The 16,572-nt window shown below is 70.2% G+C and carries 15 protein-coding genes; 13 read left to right on the top strand and 2 right to left on the bottom strand.

Features of this window, described 5'->3' with window-relative positions; translation table 11 throughout:
* The first annotated feature begins 161 nt into the window (after window positions 1-161).
* The 6 genes from ACWGKS_RS11770 (at window position 162) to ACWGKS_RS11745 (ending at window position 7,997) form a co-directional block, all read left to right on the top strand.
* Window positions 162-3,311, top strand: a complete 3,150-nt coding sequence (locus ACWGKS_RS11770) for an Rne/Rng family ribonuclease (protein ID WP_452522553.1) — start codon at window positions 162-164, stop codon at window positions 3,309-3,311.
* A gap of 277 nt (window positions 3,312-3,588) precedes the next feature.
* Entirely contained in the window at window positions 3,589-3,900 is a 312-nt protein-coding gene (rplU, locus tag ACWGKS_RS11765; protein ID WP_358512930.1) for a 50S ribosomal protein L21, read from the top strand.
* Between the two features lie 13 nt (window positions 3,901-3,913).
* On the top strand, window positions 3,914-4,171 hold the full coding sequence (rpmA, locus tag ACWGKS_RS11760) for a 50S ribosomal protein L27 (protein WP_067602101.1): 258 nt from the start codon (window positions 3,914-3,916) through the stop codon (window positions 4,169-4,171).
* A gap of 159 nt (window positions 4,172-4,330) precedes the next feature.
* A complete protein-coding gene (gene obgE, locus ACWGKS_RS11755; RefSeq protein WP_358512855.1) occupies window positions 4,331-5,695 on the top strand; it encodes a GTPase ObgE in 1,365 nt (454 codons plus the stop codon).
* A 138-nt stretch (window positions 5,696-5,833) separates the two neighbouring features.
* Window positions 5,834-6,958: a glutamate 5-kinase gene (proB, locus tag ACWGKS_RS11750; protein WP_358512932.1), complete on the top strand. Its 1,125-nt coding sequence runs from the start codon at window positions 5,834-5,836 to the stop codon at window positions 6,956-6,958.
* 151 nt (window positions 6,959-7,109) lie between these two features.
* A complete protein-coding gene (locus ACWGKS_RS11745; protein ID WP_358512857.1) occupies window positions 7,110-7,997 on the top strand; it encodes an alpha/beta hydrolase fold domain-containing protein in 888 nt (295 codons plus the stop codon).
* Window positions 7,998-8,045: 48 nt separating this feature from the next.
* Here ACWGKS_RS11745 and ACWGKS_RS11740 read toward each other — a convergent pair whose 3' ends face one another.
* Window positions 8,046-8,795: an SDR family oxidoreductase gene (locus ACWGKS_RS11740; RefSeq protein WP_452522550.1), complete on the bottom strand. Its 750-nt coding sequence runs from the start codon at window positions 8,793-8,795 to the stop codon at window positions 8,046-8,048.
* A gap of 222 nt (window positions 8,796-9,017) precedes the next feature.
* On the opposite strand from ACWGKS_RS11740, the gene ACWGKS_RS11735 reads away from it, so the two are divergent.
* From ACWGKS_RS11735 to ACWGKS_RS11710, 6 genes are all read left to right on the top strand, one after another.
* The gene (locus tag ACWGKS_RS11735) at window positions 9,018-9,464 is read left to right on the top strand and encodes a type II toxin-antitoxin system PemK/MazF family toxin (protein WP_358512861.1); all 447 of its coding nucleotides are present in this window, start codon (window positions 9,018-9,020) and stop codon (window positions 9,462-9,464) included.
* A 153-nt stretch (window positions 9,465-9,617) separates the two neighbouring features.
* Entirely contained in the window at window positions 9,618-10,901 is a 1,284-nt protein-coding gene (locus tag ACWGKS_RS11730) for a glutamate-5-semialdehyde dehydrogenase (RefSeq protein WP_452456572.1), read from the top strand.
* 302 nt (window positions 10,902-11,203) lie between these two features.
* Window positions 11,204-12,178 carry a hypothetical protein gene (locus ACWGKS_RS11725; RefSeq protein ID WP_452456573.1) on the top strand — a complete coding sequence of 325 codons (975 nt, stop codon included), beginning with the start codon at window positions 11,204-11,206 and terminating at the stop codon, window positions 12,176-12,178.
* 168 nt (window positions 12,179-12,346) lie between these two features.
* Window positions 12,347-13,111, top strand: coding sequence for an SDR family NAD(P)-dependent oxidoreductase (locus ACWGKS_RS11720; protein ID WP_452522547.1), 765 nt, complete (start codon window positions 12,347-12,349; stop codon window positions 13,109-13,111).
* Window positions 13,108-13,935, top strand: coding sequence for an enoyl-CoA hydratase family protein (locus ACWGKS_RS11715; protein ID WP_452456574.1), 828 nt, complete (start codon window positions 13,108-13,110; stop codon window positions 13,933-13,935). Before ACWGKS_RS11720 ends, ACWGKS_RS11715 begins: the two co-directional genes overlap by 4 nt.
* Window positions 13,936-14,370 carry a RidA family protein gene (locus tag ACWGKS_RS11710; RefSeq protein WP_358512871.1) on the top strand — a complete coding sequence of 145 codons (435 nt, stop codon included), beginning with the start codon at window positions 13,936-13,938 and terminating at the stop codon, window positions 14,368-14,370. It abuts the gene before it with no gap.
* Between the two features lie 2 nt (window positions 14,371-14,372).
* Here the strand turns inward: ACWGKS_RS11710 and ACWGKS_RS11705 are convergent, their stop codons facing one another.
* Entirely contained in the window at window positions 14,373-15,254 is an 882-nt protein-coding gene (locus ACWGKS_RS11705; protein WP_358512873.1) for a PaaX family transcriptional regulator, read from the bottom strand.
* A 166-nt stretch (window positions 15,255-15,420) separates the two neighbouring features.
* Between ACWGKS_RS11705 and ACWGKS_RS11700 the strand changes: the two genes are divergently transcribed.
* A complete protein-coding gene (locus tag ACWGKS_RS11700; RefSeq protein WP_452456575.1) occupies window positions 15,421-16,542 on the top strand; it encodes an acyl-CoA dehydrogenase family protein in 1,122 nt (373 codons plus the stop codon).
* Window positions 16,543-16,572 lie beyond the last annotated feature (30 nt).

Below are 16,572 nucleotides of genomic sequence, written 5' to 3'. Positions count from 1 at the left end.
GATCCCAACGCGGGGTACATGGGCGAAACCACAGGACTTTGCCCCGGCGACACCCCGGTGCCGCCGGCGCTGACACAGCGACGACAGTTCTCGTGAGCCGCAGCGTCGGACCGTACGCGGCCCGACGGCGCGCCCGAGAACTTTGACGGGAGACCGCCCGGATGCTCGACAACGAGCCCAAGAGCGGTGCCGACGGCACCGCGGGTACAACTGAAACAACCGAGAACACGGCGGGGACACCCCCGGCGGGGAACGGCGGGGTTCGGGTGACCACACCCGCGCCCACCAAGGGCGCTCGCCGCGCCGCCGGACCACCCCCCGAACCCGACGACGTCTTCACGCCACCGACCACGCCGAGCACCAAGCTCGCCGGTTCGGGTGAGGGCGGAACGGTCAAGACCTCTTCGCCCACGCCGGTGCGCAGGCGCACGGTCCGTGCCGCGGGCCGGCCCGCGGACGTTCCCGCCGCCACCAGTGGTCGACGCACCCGAGTGGCCTCCGAGGACGACGACGCTCCCCGGGATGCGGCCGACAAGAGCGCCGCCCCCAAGGGGAACTCCGGAGATGACGGGAAGGGCGCCGAGGAAAGCGCCTCCCGCGGACGCACCCGCTCCCGAGCGCGCTCGCGCGCACCCAGGACCGTCGAGGCACCCGCCCCGGAAACGGTCGAGGAAGAGGAGACCGAGGAGAACACCCCCGGCGCCTCCGGCTCCCTCTTCTCCCCGCCCGGCGGCATGCTCTTCCAGCCTCCGGTCGCCCAGCAGAACGTCCCGGCCAAGACCCGCAAGGCCGTCGAGGTCGAGGTCGAGAAAGAGGAGACCGAGCAGGACTCCGACGCCGAGGCTCAGGCCCCCGCCGAGGAGACGGGCTCCGAGGAGCGTCCCAGCCGTCGGCGCCGTCGTCGGGGCGGTCGTGGCCGTGGCCGGTCGCGCGGTCCCGAGGACAACGGTGGTGAGGAGTTCGACTCCGCCGACTCCGGCGAGGACACCGTCAAAGAGCGCCACAAGGACACCAAGGGTTCCGACACCAAGGACGGCAAAGGACGCGACGAGCCCTCCGCCGACTCCGATGACGACTCCGACGACGAGGGCGAGAACGGCGGTAGCCGTCGGCGCCGTCGGCGTCGCCGCCGCTCCGGTTCGGGCTCCGGCTCCTCCGGGAGCGGCGAGAGCACCTCGGACGACCCGCCCAACACCGTGGTCAAGGTGCGCGAGCCTCGCCAGGAACGTCCCATCGAGGACGAGGTCCAGGCGGTCCGCGGCTCCACGCGCCTGGAGGCCAAGAAGCAGCGCCGCCGCGAAGGCCGCGAACAGGGCCGGCGCCGCGCCCCGATCGTCACCGAGTCGGAGTTCCTGGCCCGCCGTGAGGCGGTCAAGCGCGACCTGGTGATCCGGAGCATCGGCGACCGCACCCAGATCGCCACCCTGGAGGACGACGTCCTCGTCGAGCACTACGTCGACCGGGCCACGCACCGCTCCTACGTGGGCAACGTGTACCTGGGCCGGGTGCAGAACGTGCTGCCGTCGATGGAGGCCGCCTTCGTCGACATCGGCAAGGGCCGCAACGCCGTCCTGTACGCGGGCGAGGTCAACTGGGACTCCTTCGGTCTGGAGGGCCAGCCCAAGCGGATCGAGTCGGTGCTCAAGTCCGGTCAGTCCGTCCTGGTGCAGGTCACCAAGGACCCGGTCGGACACAAGGGTGCCCGCCTGACCAGTCAGATCAGCCTGCCCGGCCGCTACCTGGTGTACGTGCCCGGCGGTTCGATGACCGGCATCAGCCGCAAGCTCCCCGACAAGGAGCGTGCCCGCCTCAAGCAGATCCTCAAGAAGGTGATGCCCTCCGGCGCCGGCGTGATCGTGCGCACCGCGGCCGAGGGCGCCAGCGAGGAGGAGCTGGAGCGTGACATCACGCGCCTGGCCAAGCAGTGGGACTCCATCAAGCGCAAGTCCAAGTCGGCGAGCTCCCCGTCCCTGCTCAACAGCGAGCCGGACCTGACGATCCGGGTCGTTCGTGACGTGTTCAACGAGGACTTCTCCAGTCTGGTCGTCTCCGGTGACGAGGCTTGGAACACCGTCCACGAGTACGTCGACTATGTGGCGCCCCACCTCGCCGAGCGGCTCTCGCACTGGACCGAGGACCGGGACGTCTTCTCCGCGTACCGGATCGACGAGCAGATCAACAAGGGCCTCGATCGCAAGGTGTGGCTGCCCAGCGGTGGTTCGCTGATCATCGACCGGACCGAGGCCATGACCGTGGTCGACGTCAACACCGGAAAGTTCACCGGTCAGGGCGGCAACCTCGAAGAGACGGTCACCAAGAACAACCTTGAGGCGGCCGAGGAGATCGTCCGCCAGCTGCGGCTGCGCGACATCGGCGGCATCATCGTCATCGACTTCATCGACATGGTGCTGGAGTCCAACCGCGACCTGGTGCTGCGTCGGATGCTGGAGTGCCTGTCCCGGGACCGCACCAAGCACCAGGTGGCCGAGGTCACCTCGCTCGGGCTGGTCCAGATGACCCGTAAGAGGGTCGGCCAGGGGCTGCTGGAGGCGTTCTCGCACAACTGTGACCACTGCAACGGCCGTGGCCTGGTGATCTCCTCCGAGCCGGTGGAGAACAAGGGCGGTGGCAACGGCGGTGGCAACGGTAACGGTCGCAAGAAGAAGAAGGGCAAGGGCGACTCCGAGTCCGCGTCCGACGCATCCGGCGACAAGGGCGACAAGTCGGAGAAGTCCGAGCAGCCCGCCAAGGACGAGGGGGCCGAGCGGCCCGCGGTCGAGAACGACCAGGTCGACCGTCCCGTCGAGGTCGCCGAGGACACCGCGGGGCAGGGCGACAAGCCCGCCAAGTGCACCCGGAGCCGTAAGGCCGCCAAGGGCGAGCAGACCGACACCGCGGTGGAGAGCACCGAGCCGACCGTGAACGCCGACCAGGGCGACGCCGCGGGTTCGGACGGGGAGGCCGAGGAGGCCCCCGTCAAGAGGACCCGCAAGCGCACCTCCAAGGCGAAGAAGGCCGCCGAGGAGACCGCTGAGGCTCCCCAGGAGGCCGAGGCCGCCCCCGAGACGGAGGAGGCACCTGCCGAGGTCGCAGAGGCCCCGGTCAAGAGGACCCGCCGGCGCACCACCACCCGCAAGGCCGTCGAGGCCGACAGCGGTGAGGGTGGGCAGGCGACGGCGGATGGCGACGAGTCCGACTCGGCCGACGATGACGCCGAAGGCGCCACCGAACGGCCCAAGCGTCGCCGCACCCGGCGGACCAAGGCGGCGGTGACCTCACCGACCGGTGGTTCCGCCGTCGACGCGGGCTGAGGTCGAGCGAGGCGGGACGAGAATTCGGTCCGGACCCGGTAACGACCGGGTCCGGACCGGACCGACTGTGCGGGTCTGTACCAGGGCAATGGTAATCTGATGGACGGTGCGTCGGCGCGCCCCAAGTGTTCGCGCGCCCCGAGACCGCAGTGCTCTCCACCAGGTGGGTTTGTTTCCCTCAGATCCCCGCGCCCCGCTACAGGCGATTCGTGGATCGTGGCATCACGGTCATCAGTGAGCGCATTTTTCGTTGAGCGAGCAGGAAGAGAGTTCCCCGGTGTACGCGATCGTGCGAGCGGGCGGCCGACAGGAGAAGGTGTCTGTCGACGACGTCCTGAACATCGACAGGGTCTCCGAGGAGACCGGTGCCACCCTTACGTGGCAGCCCATCCTTGTGGTCGACGGTGACAACGTGGTCAGCGAGGCGAACAAGCTGAGCGGCTACACGGTCACCGCCGAGGTCCTCGGTGAGACCAAGGGCCCCAAGATCAACATCATGAAGTACAAGAACAAGACCGGTTACAAGAAGCGCCAGGGTCACCGCCAGAAGCACACCCAGGTGCGCGTTACCGGTATCGCGGCGAAGTAGGAGGCCTGGAGAAATGGCAAGCAAGAAGGGCGCTTCGTCCACTAAGAACGGTCGCGACTCGAATGCCCAGCGCCTCGGCGTGAAGCGCTTCGGTGGCCAGGCCGTTTCCGCCGGCGAGATCCTCATTCGTCAGCGGGGCACCAAGTTCCACCCGGGCGCCAACGTCGGTCGCGGTGGCGACGACACGCTGTTCGCCCTGGTCGACGGTGAGGTCAAGTTCGGTAACTTCCGCGGCCGCAAGGCCGTGAACATCGTCCCGGCCGCCGTCTAGGTCGAGCCGCGACGATTTCTTCGGGGCGGGCCAGGGAACACTGGCCCGCCCTTCGCGTTGTCACTAGGGAGTCCCTTCGAGGACGGCGCATAGCGCGGGTGGCACGTCGCATCACGGCCCCGCCAGGAGGCGGTGGCCCCACGAGTTACGGGGAGAGCAATGCCTGACTTCGTCGACGAGGCGGTCTTGCACGTCAAGGCCGGGAACGGCGGGCATGGCTGCGCCTCCGTGCACCGTGAGAAGTTCAAACCGCTGGGTGGACCGGACGGTGGAAACGGCGGCCGGGGCGGCGACATCGTCCTGGAGGTCGACACCCAGAGCGCGACCCTGCTGGACTACCAGCGCAGGCCGCACCGCACCGCCGAGAACGGGACGCCCGGCCAGGGCGGTCACCGGGCCGGGGCCAACGGCGAGCACCTGGTCCTGACCGTGCCCGACGGCACCGTGGTCACCAGGACGGACGGCGAGGTCATCGCCGACCTGGTGGGTCACGGCACCCGCCTGGTGCTGGCCCAGGGCGGCAACGGCGGTCTCGGTAACGCCGCGCTGGCCTCCAAGAAGCGCAAGGCCCCCGGCTTCGCCCTCAAGGGTGAGGAGGGCGAGGTCGTCGACGTGCGTCTGGAGATGAAGACCATCGCCGACGTGGGTCTGGTCGGCTTCCCCAGCGCCGGCAAGTCCTCGCTGATCGCCGCGATGTCCGCGGCCCGGCCCAAGATCGCCGACTACCCGTTCACCACCCTCATCCCGAACCTGGGCGTGGTGGAGGCGGGCTCGGTCCAGTACGTCGTCGCCGACGTGCCAGGGCTCATCCCCGGCGCCAGTGACGGCAAGGGCCTGGGCCTGGAGTTCCTGCGCCACATCGAGCGCTGCTCCACCCTGTTGCACGTGCTGGACTGCGCCACCTTCGAGCCCGGCCGCGACCCGGTCACCGACCTGGAGGCCCTGGAGGCCGAACTGGCCGCCTACGGGGAGCAGACCGGGGTCGACCTGTCCGACCGGCCGCGCGTGGTCGCCCTGAACAAGGTGGACGTGCCCGACGCCCGCGAGCTCGCCGACATGGTCCGTCCCATGCTGGAGGAGCGCGGCTACAAGGTCATGGAGCTGTCCGCGGCCTCCCGTGAGGGCCTGCGCGAACTCTCCTATGCCCTCGGTGAGCAGGTCGCCGCCGCGCGACAGAGCGAACCGGCGGCCGAACCCACCCGCATCGTGCTGCGGCCCAAGCTCATCGGTGACACGCCCTTCGAGGTGGTCCCGCTGGGGAACAACATCTTCCGGGTGCGTGGCGACAAGCCGGCCCGTTGGGTGCGCCAGACCGACTTCTCCAACGACGAGGCCGTCGGCTACCTGGCCGAACGACTCAACCGGCTCGGTATCGAGGGGGCACTGGCCAAGGCCGGCGCCACCCAGGGGGCCGAGGTGCGCATCGGTACCGAGGAGGACTCGGTGGTCTTCGACTGGGACGACTCGCTCGACGCCGAGGTCGTCCCGTCCGGCCCGCGCGGCACCGACGCCCGGCTGGGCTGACCCGCGCGGGGACCGACCGCTCCACACCGGCCGAACCCACACAGGCAAGCGCACGGCGCCCGGAAAAGGCGCCGTGCCACGGATGGAAAGTCCCTCGTGGTGCACAGCGCAGACACCCCGAAGCAGCACGTCGAACCCATGGAGGCGGCCGGTCGCCGTTCCGTGGCCCAGGCCCGCAGGGTCGTGGTCAAGGTGGGGTCCTCCTCATTGACCACCCCCGACGGACTCATCGACGCCGGCCGTATCCGGGACCTGGTCGAGGTGTTGGCCGCGCGCCGCGCCCTCGGCCAAGAGGTGATCCTGGTCTCCTCAGGTGCGGTCGCGGCCGGAATGAGTCCGCTGGGCATGACCCGGCGCCCTCGTGATCTGGCCTCACAGCAGGCCGCCGCCAGCGTCGGCCAAGGGTTGTTGGTGGCCTCCTACACCGCCGAACTCGCCGGACACGGACTCACCGCGGCCCAGGTCCTGCTCACCGTCGAGGACATGATGCGGCGAGTGCAGCACCGCAACGCCCAACGGACCCTGCGCCGACTGCTCGACATCGGCGCCGTGCCGATCGTCAACGAGAACGACACCGTGGCGACCCACGAGATCCGGTTCGGCGACAACGACCGCCTGGCGGCCCTGGTCGCCCACCTGATGCGCGCCGACGCGCTCGTGCTGCTCTCGGACGTGGATGCCCTCTACGACGGGAATCCGGCCGACGAGGGCACCTCGGTGGTGCACCTGGTCCGGGGCCGCGCGGATCTCGACGGCATCGACATCGGCAGCACCGGCAAACGCGGTGTCGGTACCGGCGGCATGGTCACCAAGGTGGACTCGGCGCGCATCGCCACCGAGGCCGGCGTGCACACCGTGCTGACCTCGGTGGCCAACGCCCGGGCCGCCCTGGCGGGGGAGAGGGTCGGCACGTTCTTCGCCCCGGCCGACGGCCGCCGCCCCTCCGCCCGGCAACTGTGGCTGGCGCACGCCACCGCGGGACGGGGGAGCCTGGTCCTGGACCCGGGAGCGGTGAAGGCGGTGGTCGAGGAGAAGGCGTCGTTGCTGCCGGCCGGTGTGGTCAAGGCGCACGGCGAGTTCAGCGCCGGCGATCCGGTCGACCTGCGCGACGAGTCGGGCACCCTGGTCGCTCGAGGGCTGGTCAACTACGACGCCGCCGAGGTCCCCGACCTGATGGGTCGATCCACCCGGTGGTTGGCCCGCGAGATGGGCCCCACCTACGAACGCGAGCTGGTCCACCGCGACGACCTCGTGGTGCTGTAGAGCGGGGCCGGGCGGAGCCGATGCCCCGACGCTCCTTCGACGGGTCGGGTGGAAGTGCCCGAGATCTCTCCTCGCCGTGTGCGCCCTTCTCGTGTGCCGTCGTCGGTCCGTGAAAGGGTCGGGGCAGGATGTCCTGAGGAGGGTGCCACCCATGTCGAGTCTGCTGACCCACCTGTTGGCGTTGGGGTTGCGAGTGGTGCGCAAGGGCCCCATGGGATCGGTGGAGGGCGCTCGTGAGTGGATGAACGAGCCCAAGGAGGACCCGTCCGCTCCGCACTGGCTCACCCGACGGCACTGGATCACGCGTCGACGGGTCGGTGGCTTCTCCACCTTCACCGTGCGTCCCCGCGGTGTGCGGGAACCCGAGAAGGCCGTGCTGTACCTGCACGGTGGCACCTACGTCAGCGAGATCTCCGGCTGGCACGGGGTGCTGATCTCGCGCATGGTCGACGCCGGCTGTCGGGTGGAGGTGCCGATCTACGGGCTGGCCCCCGAACACACCTACCGGGAGGCCTTCGGGTTCCTGCACGAGGTGTATCGGGAGCTGATGGCGGACGTCGATCCGACGCGCACGTTGCTGGCCGGGGACTCCGCGGGCGGAGGGCTCGCCCTCGCCCTGACACAGACCCTGCCGGAGGTCGCCCTGCCCGCCCCGACACGGCTGGTCCTGATCTCTCCCTGGCTCGACCTGACGATGTCCAACCCCGACATCCTGGAGGTGGAGGGGGCGGACCCCTGGCTCAACCCGGTCGGGCTCCTGGAGGCCGCCAAGGAGTGGGCGGGCGGCGACGACCTGACCGAACCCCGGCTGAGCCCCATCTACGGGCCGATGGCCGGCCTGCCGCCCATGGACCTGTACATCGGCACTCGCGACCTGCTCTGGCCCGACACCCGCCGGTTGTACGACCAGGTGACCCGGGCCGGGGGAGAGGTACGTCTGTTCGAGGAGGAGGGGGCGCTCCACGTCCACCCGCTGCTCCCCGTCCCCGAAGGGGGCCAGGCGCGGGCGCGGATCATGCGGACCGTCGAGGAGCTGTGAAACACCCTCGTGGGACGCGTTCGGTGGGCGGGGTGACGTGGCCGTCGCTCAGGACAGCCTCCTGACCACGGGCAGAGGCAGGCGCTTCATCAGGAAACCGATCGGCGCCCACGGCCAGGCGGGGACGTACGCCTTGACCTTGCGCTTCTCGATCGCGGCCACCATGGAACGTACGCCCACCTCGGTCTCCACCATGAATCGGGTCTTCTGCCGAACGTGCTCGTTCATCTCCGAGCGGATGTAGCCCGGATAGATCACCGACACGTCCAGACCGGGGACGTGCTCGGAACGCAGACCCTCGGCGATGGCGGCCACGCCCGCCTTGGTGGCGGCGTAGACGGTCATGGCCTTGCGCATGCCGCGCAGGGCCGACATCGAGGAGATCATCACCAGATGGCCGTGACCCTGCGCACGGAAGATCTCCATGGCCGCCTCCGACTGGGCCAGCGCCCCCACGAAGTTGGTCATGGCGGTCTGCCGGTTGGCGTCGTAGCGGCCCTTGCCGAGCGCGGCGCCCTTGCCCAGCCCCGCGTTGACGATGACCCGGTCCACCGTGCCGAACTCGGCCGCGAACTCCCCGAAGACCCGGAAGACCGCCTCGTCGTCGGTGACGTCCAGTGCCTTGAGCACCACCCGGCGATCGGGACGCGCGGCCACGATCTCGTCCCTGAGGGAGCCCAACTTCTCCGTGCGCCGGGCGCACAGGCCCAGGTCGTAGCCGAGGGCGGCGAACCGGCGCGCCATCTCCGCGCCCAGGCCCGCCGAGGCCCTGGTGATCAGGATCGTTCCCTTGCTCATGTGCGCTTCTCCGTGCCGCTCTTCATCGTGGGTCCGCCCCGGTCGAGCCTCCACGCGGTGTCGAGCACCGGGGGTCGGGCCGGGTCCATCGCGTCGACACTATGACCCGGGTCGGTGGAACGACCGAGGCGGGCCACCGCGTCCGCGCCCTCGTGTCCTGCCGGAGCCGGATCCACCCGAGTGACCACGACCGCTCCGAGACGCGGCACTAGGATGCGGTGCGTGACTCAACAGACGACACAGCACGGCGACTCCCATCCGCACGAGGGCGCCGTCCGCGAGATCCCGACCGGCCGCAACGCCACCAAGCTCGTCTACGCCCCGGAAAGGGACGGTCTCGCCGACGCCGGCGAGATCGTGTGGACGTGGGTGCCCTTCGAGGAGGACGCGAGCCAGGGCAAGGACCGGCCCATGCTGGTGGTCGGCCGCAAGGGTCGCCGCCTGCACGGCCTGATGCTGTCCTCCCAGCGGCCCGACGACCACGAGCGCCAGGACTGGCTGCCCATCGGCTCCGGCCCCTGGGACCGTGAGGAACGCGACTCCTACCTGCGGGTGGACCGCCTCTTCGAGTTCGACGAGGACGACATCCGCCGCGAGGCCGCCGTGATGAACGAGGACATCTTCTGGAAGGTCGCCGCCGTCCTGCGCGACCGCTACGGCTGGCGCTGACCTCTTCCGACCCCGGGACCGGCTCGGCCCGTGGACAACCCCTGCGGTGGTCGACCAGGCGCTATACGCTGGAGGGAATCCCTCCGGCGACGGTGCCCTTCGACGCCGCAGGCGCCACCGGCCGGGGCGGCCTCCCGAGCAAGGAAGCCCGAAATGACAGTCAACAGTGACATCGAGCGTGAGGTCCACGATGTGGCCCGACGCGGCAAGGACGCGGCCGTCGACCTCGCCACGCTCAGCAGGTCGGCCAAGGACGCCGCCCTGAACGCGATCGCCGATAACCTGCTCAAGCGGTCCGACGAGATCACCGCGGCCAACGCCGAGGACGTCGAGCGCGCCCGAGCCGAGGGCACCGGCCCGGCCATGATCGACCGGCTCACCCTCACTCCACGGCGGATCGAGGCCATCGCCGAGGCCGTGCGCGAGATCGTCGAGCTGCCGGACCCGGTGGGCGAGTCGGTGCGCGGAGGCGTGCTCCCCAACGGCCTGGACCTGCGGCAGATCCGCGTGCCACTGGGTGTCATCGGGATCATCTACGAGGGCAGGCCCAACGTCACCGTCGACGCGGCCGCACTGTGTCTGAAGAGTGGGAACGCCGCGCTACTGCGCGGATCGTCCTCGGCCTACAACTCCAACACCGCCATCGTGCGGGTGCTGCGGGACGCGCTGGAGGGCACCGAGGTGCCGGTCGACGCGATCCAACTCGTCCCCGGGCGCACCCGTGAGTCCTCCACCGCGCTGATGCGTGCGCGTGGCCTGGTCGACGTGCTCATCCCACGTGGCGGCGGCTCGCTCATCCAGGCCATCGTGCGTGACTCCACCGTTCCGGTGATCGAGACCGGCGAGGGCCTGTGCCACGTGTACGTGGACGCCGACGCCGACCTGGACAAGGCGGTGGCCATCGCCACCAACGCCAAGGCGCAGCGCTGCTCGGTGTGCAACTCCGCGGAGACGCTCCTGGTGCACGAGGCGGTCGCCGAGGCGTTCGTGCCGCGGGCACTGGAGTCCCTCGCCGAGGCCGGTGTGACCGTCCACGGCGACCCTCGGGTCCTGGAGATCGCCGCGGCCCACCCGACCCGGGCCACGGTGGTCGAGGCGACGGAGGAGGACTGGGCGACCGAGTACCTGGACATGGACCTGGCCGTGCGAGTGGTGCCCGACGTCGACGCGGCGTTGGCGCACATCCGCGAGTACTCCACCCAGCACACCGAGGCGATCATCACCGACTCGCTGGCCACCTCCCGGTACTTTGTGGCCCGGGTGGACTCGGCCGCGGTGATGGTGAACGCCTCCACCCGTTTCACGGACGGTGGCGAGTTCGGATTCGGCGCGGAAATCGGTATTTCCACCCAGAAACTGCACGCCAGGGGTCCGATGGGTCTCGCCGAAATGACATCGACCAAGTACGTGGTCACCGGTGACGGTCACCTGAAGTGACCACACGCCGGGTGGCATGCGACTTCGGGGAAGGGCCGTTCGAGGAATCGGGCGGCCCTTCCCCGTTCTCATGCCACCGTGGTGAACCCCGGTACCGATGGGCACACGCGCCATGACGGTCACTTGCGTCACCTCGGTTGTTTCCTTCGGCGAAACCTGGGCAGAGGCGAAACTTCCCCGGACAAGTATTCCCAAAGCCGTCGCCGATCGGTACTTTCGCTTTGGTGTCACACGGCGCTCTTCCCGCACCCTAATCAGGAGCGTCCGGCCCCCACCGGTCACGACGAAAGGAAATCCCCCGCATGAAGCTCGGGAGTAAGATCGCCGCGTCCACCGCCACCGCGGCTCTGGCGATCGGCAGCGTCACCATGATGGCTGCTCCTGCCCAGGCCGATCTGGTCACCCTGTGCTCCGGTCACGGCGGTGAGATCACCCTGCCGACCGATCTGAAGGTCCCCTCCGGCGCGAGCTGCTTCCTGGACGGCACCGTCGTCCAGGGCGACGTCACCGTCGAGCAGGACGCCAACCTCCACATCATCGGTGGCGCCATCGAGGGCGAGGTGTCCGTCGCCGGCGACGCCTACTTCGACGCCTCCGACACCACGGTCGACGGTGACGTGGTCAACTCCGGTTCCTACGGCACCTACCTGGAGGACGGCAGTTCGGTCGCCGCTCTGCGGGCCCAGGCCGCCGAGGGCGCCGCCAACGACGGTTTCGTCTACGTGGTCGGTGCCTCCGCCGCGTCCGTGGACGCGACCACCGGCGAGCTCTACGTCAACGGCGGCCGTATCACCGACGGCGTGAACGCCGACGGTGTCGTCTACGCCGACATCTACGACAGCGTCGTCCGCGGCGACCTCACCGTCAACGGCTCCGCCTCCGGCGGGATCCTGTGCGACAGCGAGGTCCTGGGCAACGCCACCTACAGCGACAGCTCCGGCCCGATCGCGGTCGGTGCCGGCGAGAGCGACGACTTCTGCGCTTCGGTCAACTACGTCGACGGTGACCTGTCCGTCACCGGCGTCTCCGGTGGTGCCTACATCGACAACAACATCGTCGGCGGCGACCTGGTGGCCACCGGCAACAGCCCGACCGCCCAGATCGGTGACGCCAACCGCGTGCGTGGCGGCATCGTCACCGAGGAGGTCGCCATGCGCGCGCTGGCCGCCGAGGTGACCGCCGAGTTCGAGGCCCACGAGGCCGACCTGGCGGACGAGGTCGAGGAGGCCCGCGCCGAGACCGTGGACGCGGCCATCGAGGCCGGTCCCGCCTTCTAGGGGTACCCACTCGCCTCGGACCTTCCGACTTCGTCGGTGCCCGGGTGAACGGATCACGGCAGCGTCGACGGCCTCCGGCCGGCGGCGCTGCCGTCGTTGTGCCGCCAACCCTTTCCGGTTTATATCGCACCCGTGACGACGGTCATGATTGAGTGATATGTTCGCGCCATGGCTGACTCCCAACGGCTCGCCGTGGTCTCCGGCGGCTCCGGTGGCATCGGACGAGCCGTCGTGTTCGCGCTCGCCGAGGCCGGGCACGAGGTGGTGGCCCTGGGCCGTGACCCCGATCGCCTCGCTCTGCTCGCCGACGACGCCCGGGAGCGGGGGCACTTCGTCGCCACCCGGGTGTGCGACCTCGCCGACGAAGTCGCCGTGTCCGAACTCACCGAATCACTCGGCCCCGTGTCCGTCCTGGTCAACAATGCCGGCTCCGCGCACAGCGCCCGCCTGCGCGACACCGACCTCGACCTGTGGCGTCACCACCTGGACGCCAACGCCACCTCCGCGTTCCTGCTCACCCGGGCCCTACTACCCGGCATGCTCGAACGCGACCACGGGCGCGCGATCTTCGTCGCGTCCACCGCCGCGCACACCGGAACCCGCTACACCGTCGCCTACGCGGCCGCCAAGCACGCCGTCCTCGGCCTGGCCCGTTCGGTGGCCGACGAGGTCGCCGGCACCGGCGTGACCGTCAACTCCGTGTGCCCCTCCTTCGTACGCACCCCCATGACCGAACGTTCGGTGGCCCGTATCGCCGAACGCACCGGACGCGACCCCGGCCGGGCCGAACGCGCCCTCGCCGAGGCAACGCCCCTGGGCCGGCTCATCGAACCCGAGGAGGTGGCGGCCGCCGTCACCTACCTGGCGAGCCCCCTGGCCGGGGCGATCAACGGCCAGTCCCTCACCCTTGACGGAGGAGACACCCAACGATGAGCGCCTTTCGCGGCTCCGTGCCGCTCACCGACCGGTGGGACCACTTCGACCTGACCCGGGTCGACGGGGTCACCACCGTCACCCTGAACCGGCCCGACCGGCTCAACGCACTCACCTTCGAGGCCTACGCCGACCTGCGGGACCTGCTGCTGGAACTGCCGCACCGCGACGACACCCGCGTGCTGGTCCTGCGCGGCCAGGGCCGGGCCTTCTGCTCCGGTGGCGACGTCGACGAGATCATCGGCCGGACCCTGGAGATGGCCCCCGACGAACTCCTCGCCTTCACCCGCATGACCGGGGAGGTGATCCGGGCGATGCGCGAGTGCCCGATCCCCGTGATCGCCGGGATCCAGGGCATGGCCGCCGGCGCCGGCGCGGTCCTGGCCCTGGCCTCCGACTTCCGGGTGGTGGCCCGCTCGGCCCGCTTCGCGTTCCTGTTCACCAGGGTGGGGTTGTCCGGGGCCGACATGGGCGCCGCCTACCTGCTGCCCCGCATGGTCGGCCTGGGAAACGCCACCCGCGTCCTCATGCTCGGCGACACGGTGGAGTCCGACGAGGCCGAACGCATCGGTCTGGTGAGCGAACTGGTGGAGGACCACGAGCTCGACGCCGCCGTGGACCGGCTCGCCGAGAGGCTGGCCAAGGGCCCTTCCTTCGCCTACGCCCAGACCAAGGCCCTGGTGTCCCGGGAACTCGACATGAGTCTGTCCGGGGCCATCGAACTGGAGGCCATGACCCAGGCGTTGCTCATGCGCGGTGAGGACTACGCCGAATTCCACGCCGCCTTCACCGGCCGTCGCACCCCCCAATGGAAGGGACGCTGAGTGGAACCCGTACACCTGCCGCCCACCCCGCACACACTGGTGAACCCGCCCGAACTCGGACCCAACCCGGGCTTCTCCCACGCCGTGGTCCCCGCCCCGGGCCGTCTGGTCCACCTGGCCGGACAGATCGCCTCCGGGCCCGACGGGCGGCTGGCCGCCGAGTCCCTGGTCGACCAGTTCGACGGTGCCCTGGCCAACGTCGTCACCGCCCTGCGAGCCTGTGGTGGTTCACCCGAACACCTGACCCGTCTGAGCGTGTACACCACCGACGTGCCCGGCTACCGGGCCTCCGGGCGGGAACTGGGCCGGGTCTATCGCGCCCACATGGGTCGCCACTACCCGGCCGTGGCGTTGTTCGGGGTGGCCGAGTTGTTCGAACCCGGTGCCTTGTTGGAACTGGTCTGCGACGCCGTCATCCCGGGGCCGACCGACTGACCTCAGGGGGCCACGGTGGCGCGGACGTGGTCCAGGGCGGGCCCGCGCAGCAGGGCGTGCAGGTCGAAGAAGACACGCGCGGCCCTGCTGCCCGCCCACCGGTCGGGCAGCAGTTCGGGTGGCAGCCCCGGGTCGAGGAACGGCAGCCTCCGCCAGGAGTCCACCGCGCGCAGGTGGTCGGCGAAGGCCATCGCCCGCTGCTCGGGGTCGTGGTCCGAAGGTGTGCCGCGGCGGCGCCACGCGGTCAGCACCGGCTCGTGTTCGTCGAGGAACCCCCGGTACATCGCTTGAAGCGCGGGCAGGTCCCACCAGCGGGCGACGGACGTGGTCAGGTCGCGAAAGTCCAGGTGGGTCGCGTGGAACAGCTCCGCGTGCTCCTCCAGGTCCAGTTCCCGCAGGGTGGCGCGCGCCTGGTCGGTGAGGTGCGCGGGTGCGATCCACACCCCGGCGGCGGTGGTGCCGAACCCCAGCCGGGTCAGCTGGGTCCGCAACGCGTGCCGGCGGCGACGTTCGGACTCGGGAACGGAGAACACCACCAGTACCCAACCGTCCTCGGCGCGAGCCACCCGGTGGCCGAAGATGCGCTGGTCACCCTCGCCGAGTATGCGGCGTCCCTCGTCGGAGAGCCGGTAGCCGGCAGCGCCGCCCAGACGCTCGGACACCAGTAGTCCACGGCGTTTGAGCCGGGAGACCGCCGAGCGGACCGAGGGGCCGTCGACGTCGAGTCCGCCCATCAACGCGATCAGGTCGGCCACCCCCGTCCATCCGCCCACGTCGCGGGCGTAGGTGCCGAAGAACGACACGATCAGGGCCCGGGGACGGCGCAGGACGCGGTCGGCGTCGGCTGTGGGGTCCGGGGCTGCTCGGTCGCTGTTGACAATCATGGGCACACGATAGCCGCCGGTGTCGGCACCCCTTGCGGTGCTCGGCCTTCACCCTCATCACGTTTGGTTTCCCGGTAAGTTCATATCACTCTCTTGACGGCCGTCACGTTCTGGGTGCATCTTCGGAGTGAGGCGGATCACGTTCCCGAGAGAGTCGAGGTCGCCCATGGCGCTCCCGCCCCACGAAAACGACCACGAGTTCGCCCGATGGGTCACCGACCGGGCGACCGAACTCGACGACACCCCCGGCGAACCGGGACGCGTCGACCGGGCACTGCTCCAGGGCCTGGGCGAGAGCGGGCTGTTGCCAGCGCTGTTCCCCGGCACGGCCGACGACGGACCTCTGCGCGAGGCCCCCGCCACTCGGTTGTGCCTGCTCCGCGAACACCTGGCCGGTGTCGACACCCACGCCGAGACCGCCCTGGCCCTCCAAGGGCTGGGGACCTACCCCCTCCTGCAGTCCGGGAGCGACCGACAGCGGAAGCGCTGGGTCCCCGAGGCCGCGGCGGGACGGGCGGTGGCGGCCTTCGCCCTCACCGAACCCGAGGCCGGGTCCGACGCCGCCGCGCTGGAGCTGCGCGCCGAACCGTCCGGCGACGGTTGGCGACTGCACGGTGAGAAGACGTGGATCTCCAACGCGCCGGACGCCGACTTCTACACCGTCTTCGCCCGAACCACCCCCGGCACCCGTTCCCGGGGCGTCACCGCCTTCTGCGTCCCCGCCGACCGCCCGGGCCTGTCCGGTGAGCCCCTGGAGATGCTGTCCCCGCACGCTCTGGGGCACCTGGTCTTCGACGGGGTCCAGGTCGGCTCGGAGGACCTGGTGGGCGCCCCCGACCAGGGGTTCTCGGTGGCCATGCGCACCCTGGACCTGTTCCGTCCCAGCGTCGGCGCGTTCGCCGTCGGCATGGCCCGGGCGGCTCTGGCCGCCGCCAAGGAGCACACCGCCGAGCGTCGCGCCTTCGGAGGACCCCTCACCGCTCTGCAGACCGTCTCCCACACGCTCGCCGAGATGGCCACGCGTACCGAGGCCGCCCGCCTGCTGGTGTACGCCGCCGCCGAGGAGTACGACTCGGGTGGGCCCGACGTCACGCTCAAGGCGGCGATGGCCAAGCTGTTCGCCACCGAGACCGCCCAGTACGTGGTCGACTCCGCCGTCCAACTGCACGGTGCGCGTGCCCTGCACCGGGGCCACCTCCTGGAACACCTGTACCGAGAGGTCCGCGCACCCCGCATCTATGAAGGGGCCTCGGAGGTCCAGCGCCAGATCATCGCCCGTCACATGTAGTCGTCCACGAGCCGACACCGAGCCGTCACC

It is taken from the genome of Nocardiopsis sp. NPDC055879 (assembly GCF_053615935.1).
Note: the sequence above shows the minus strand (reverse complement) of the source record. Positions and strands in the feature narration are given on the sequence as shown.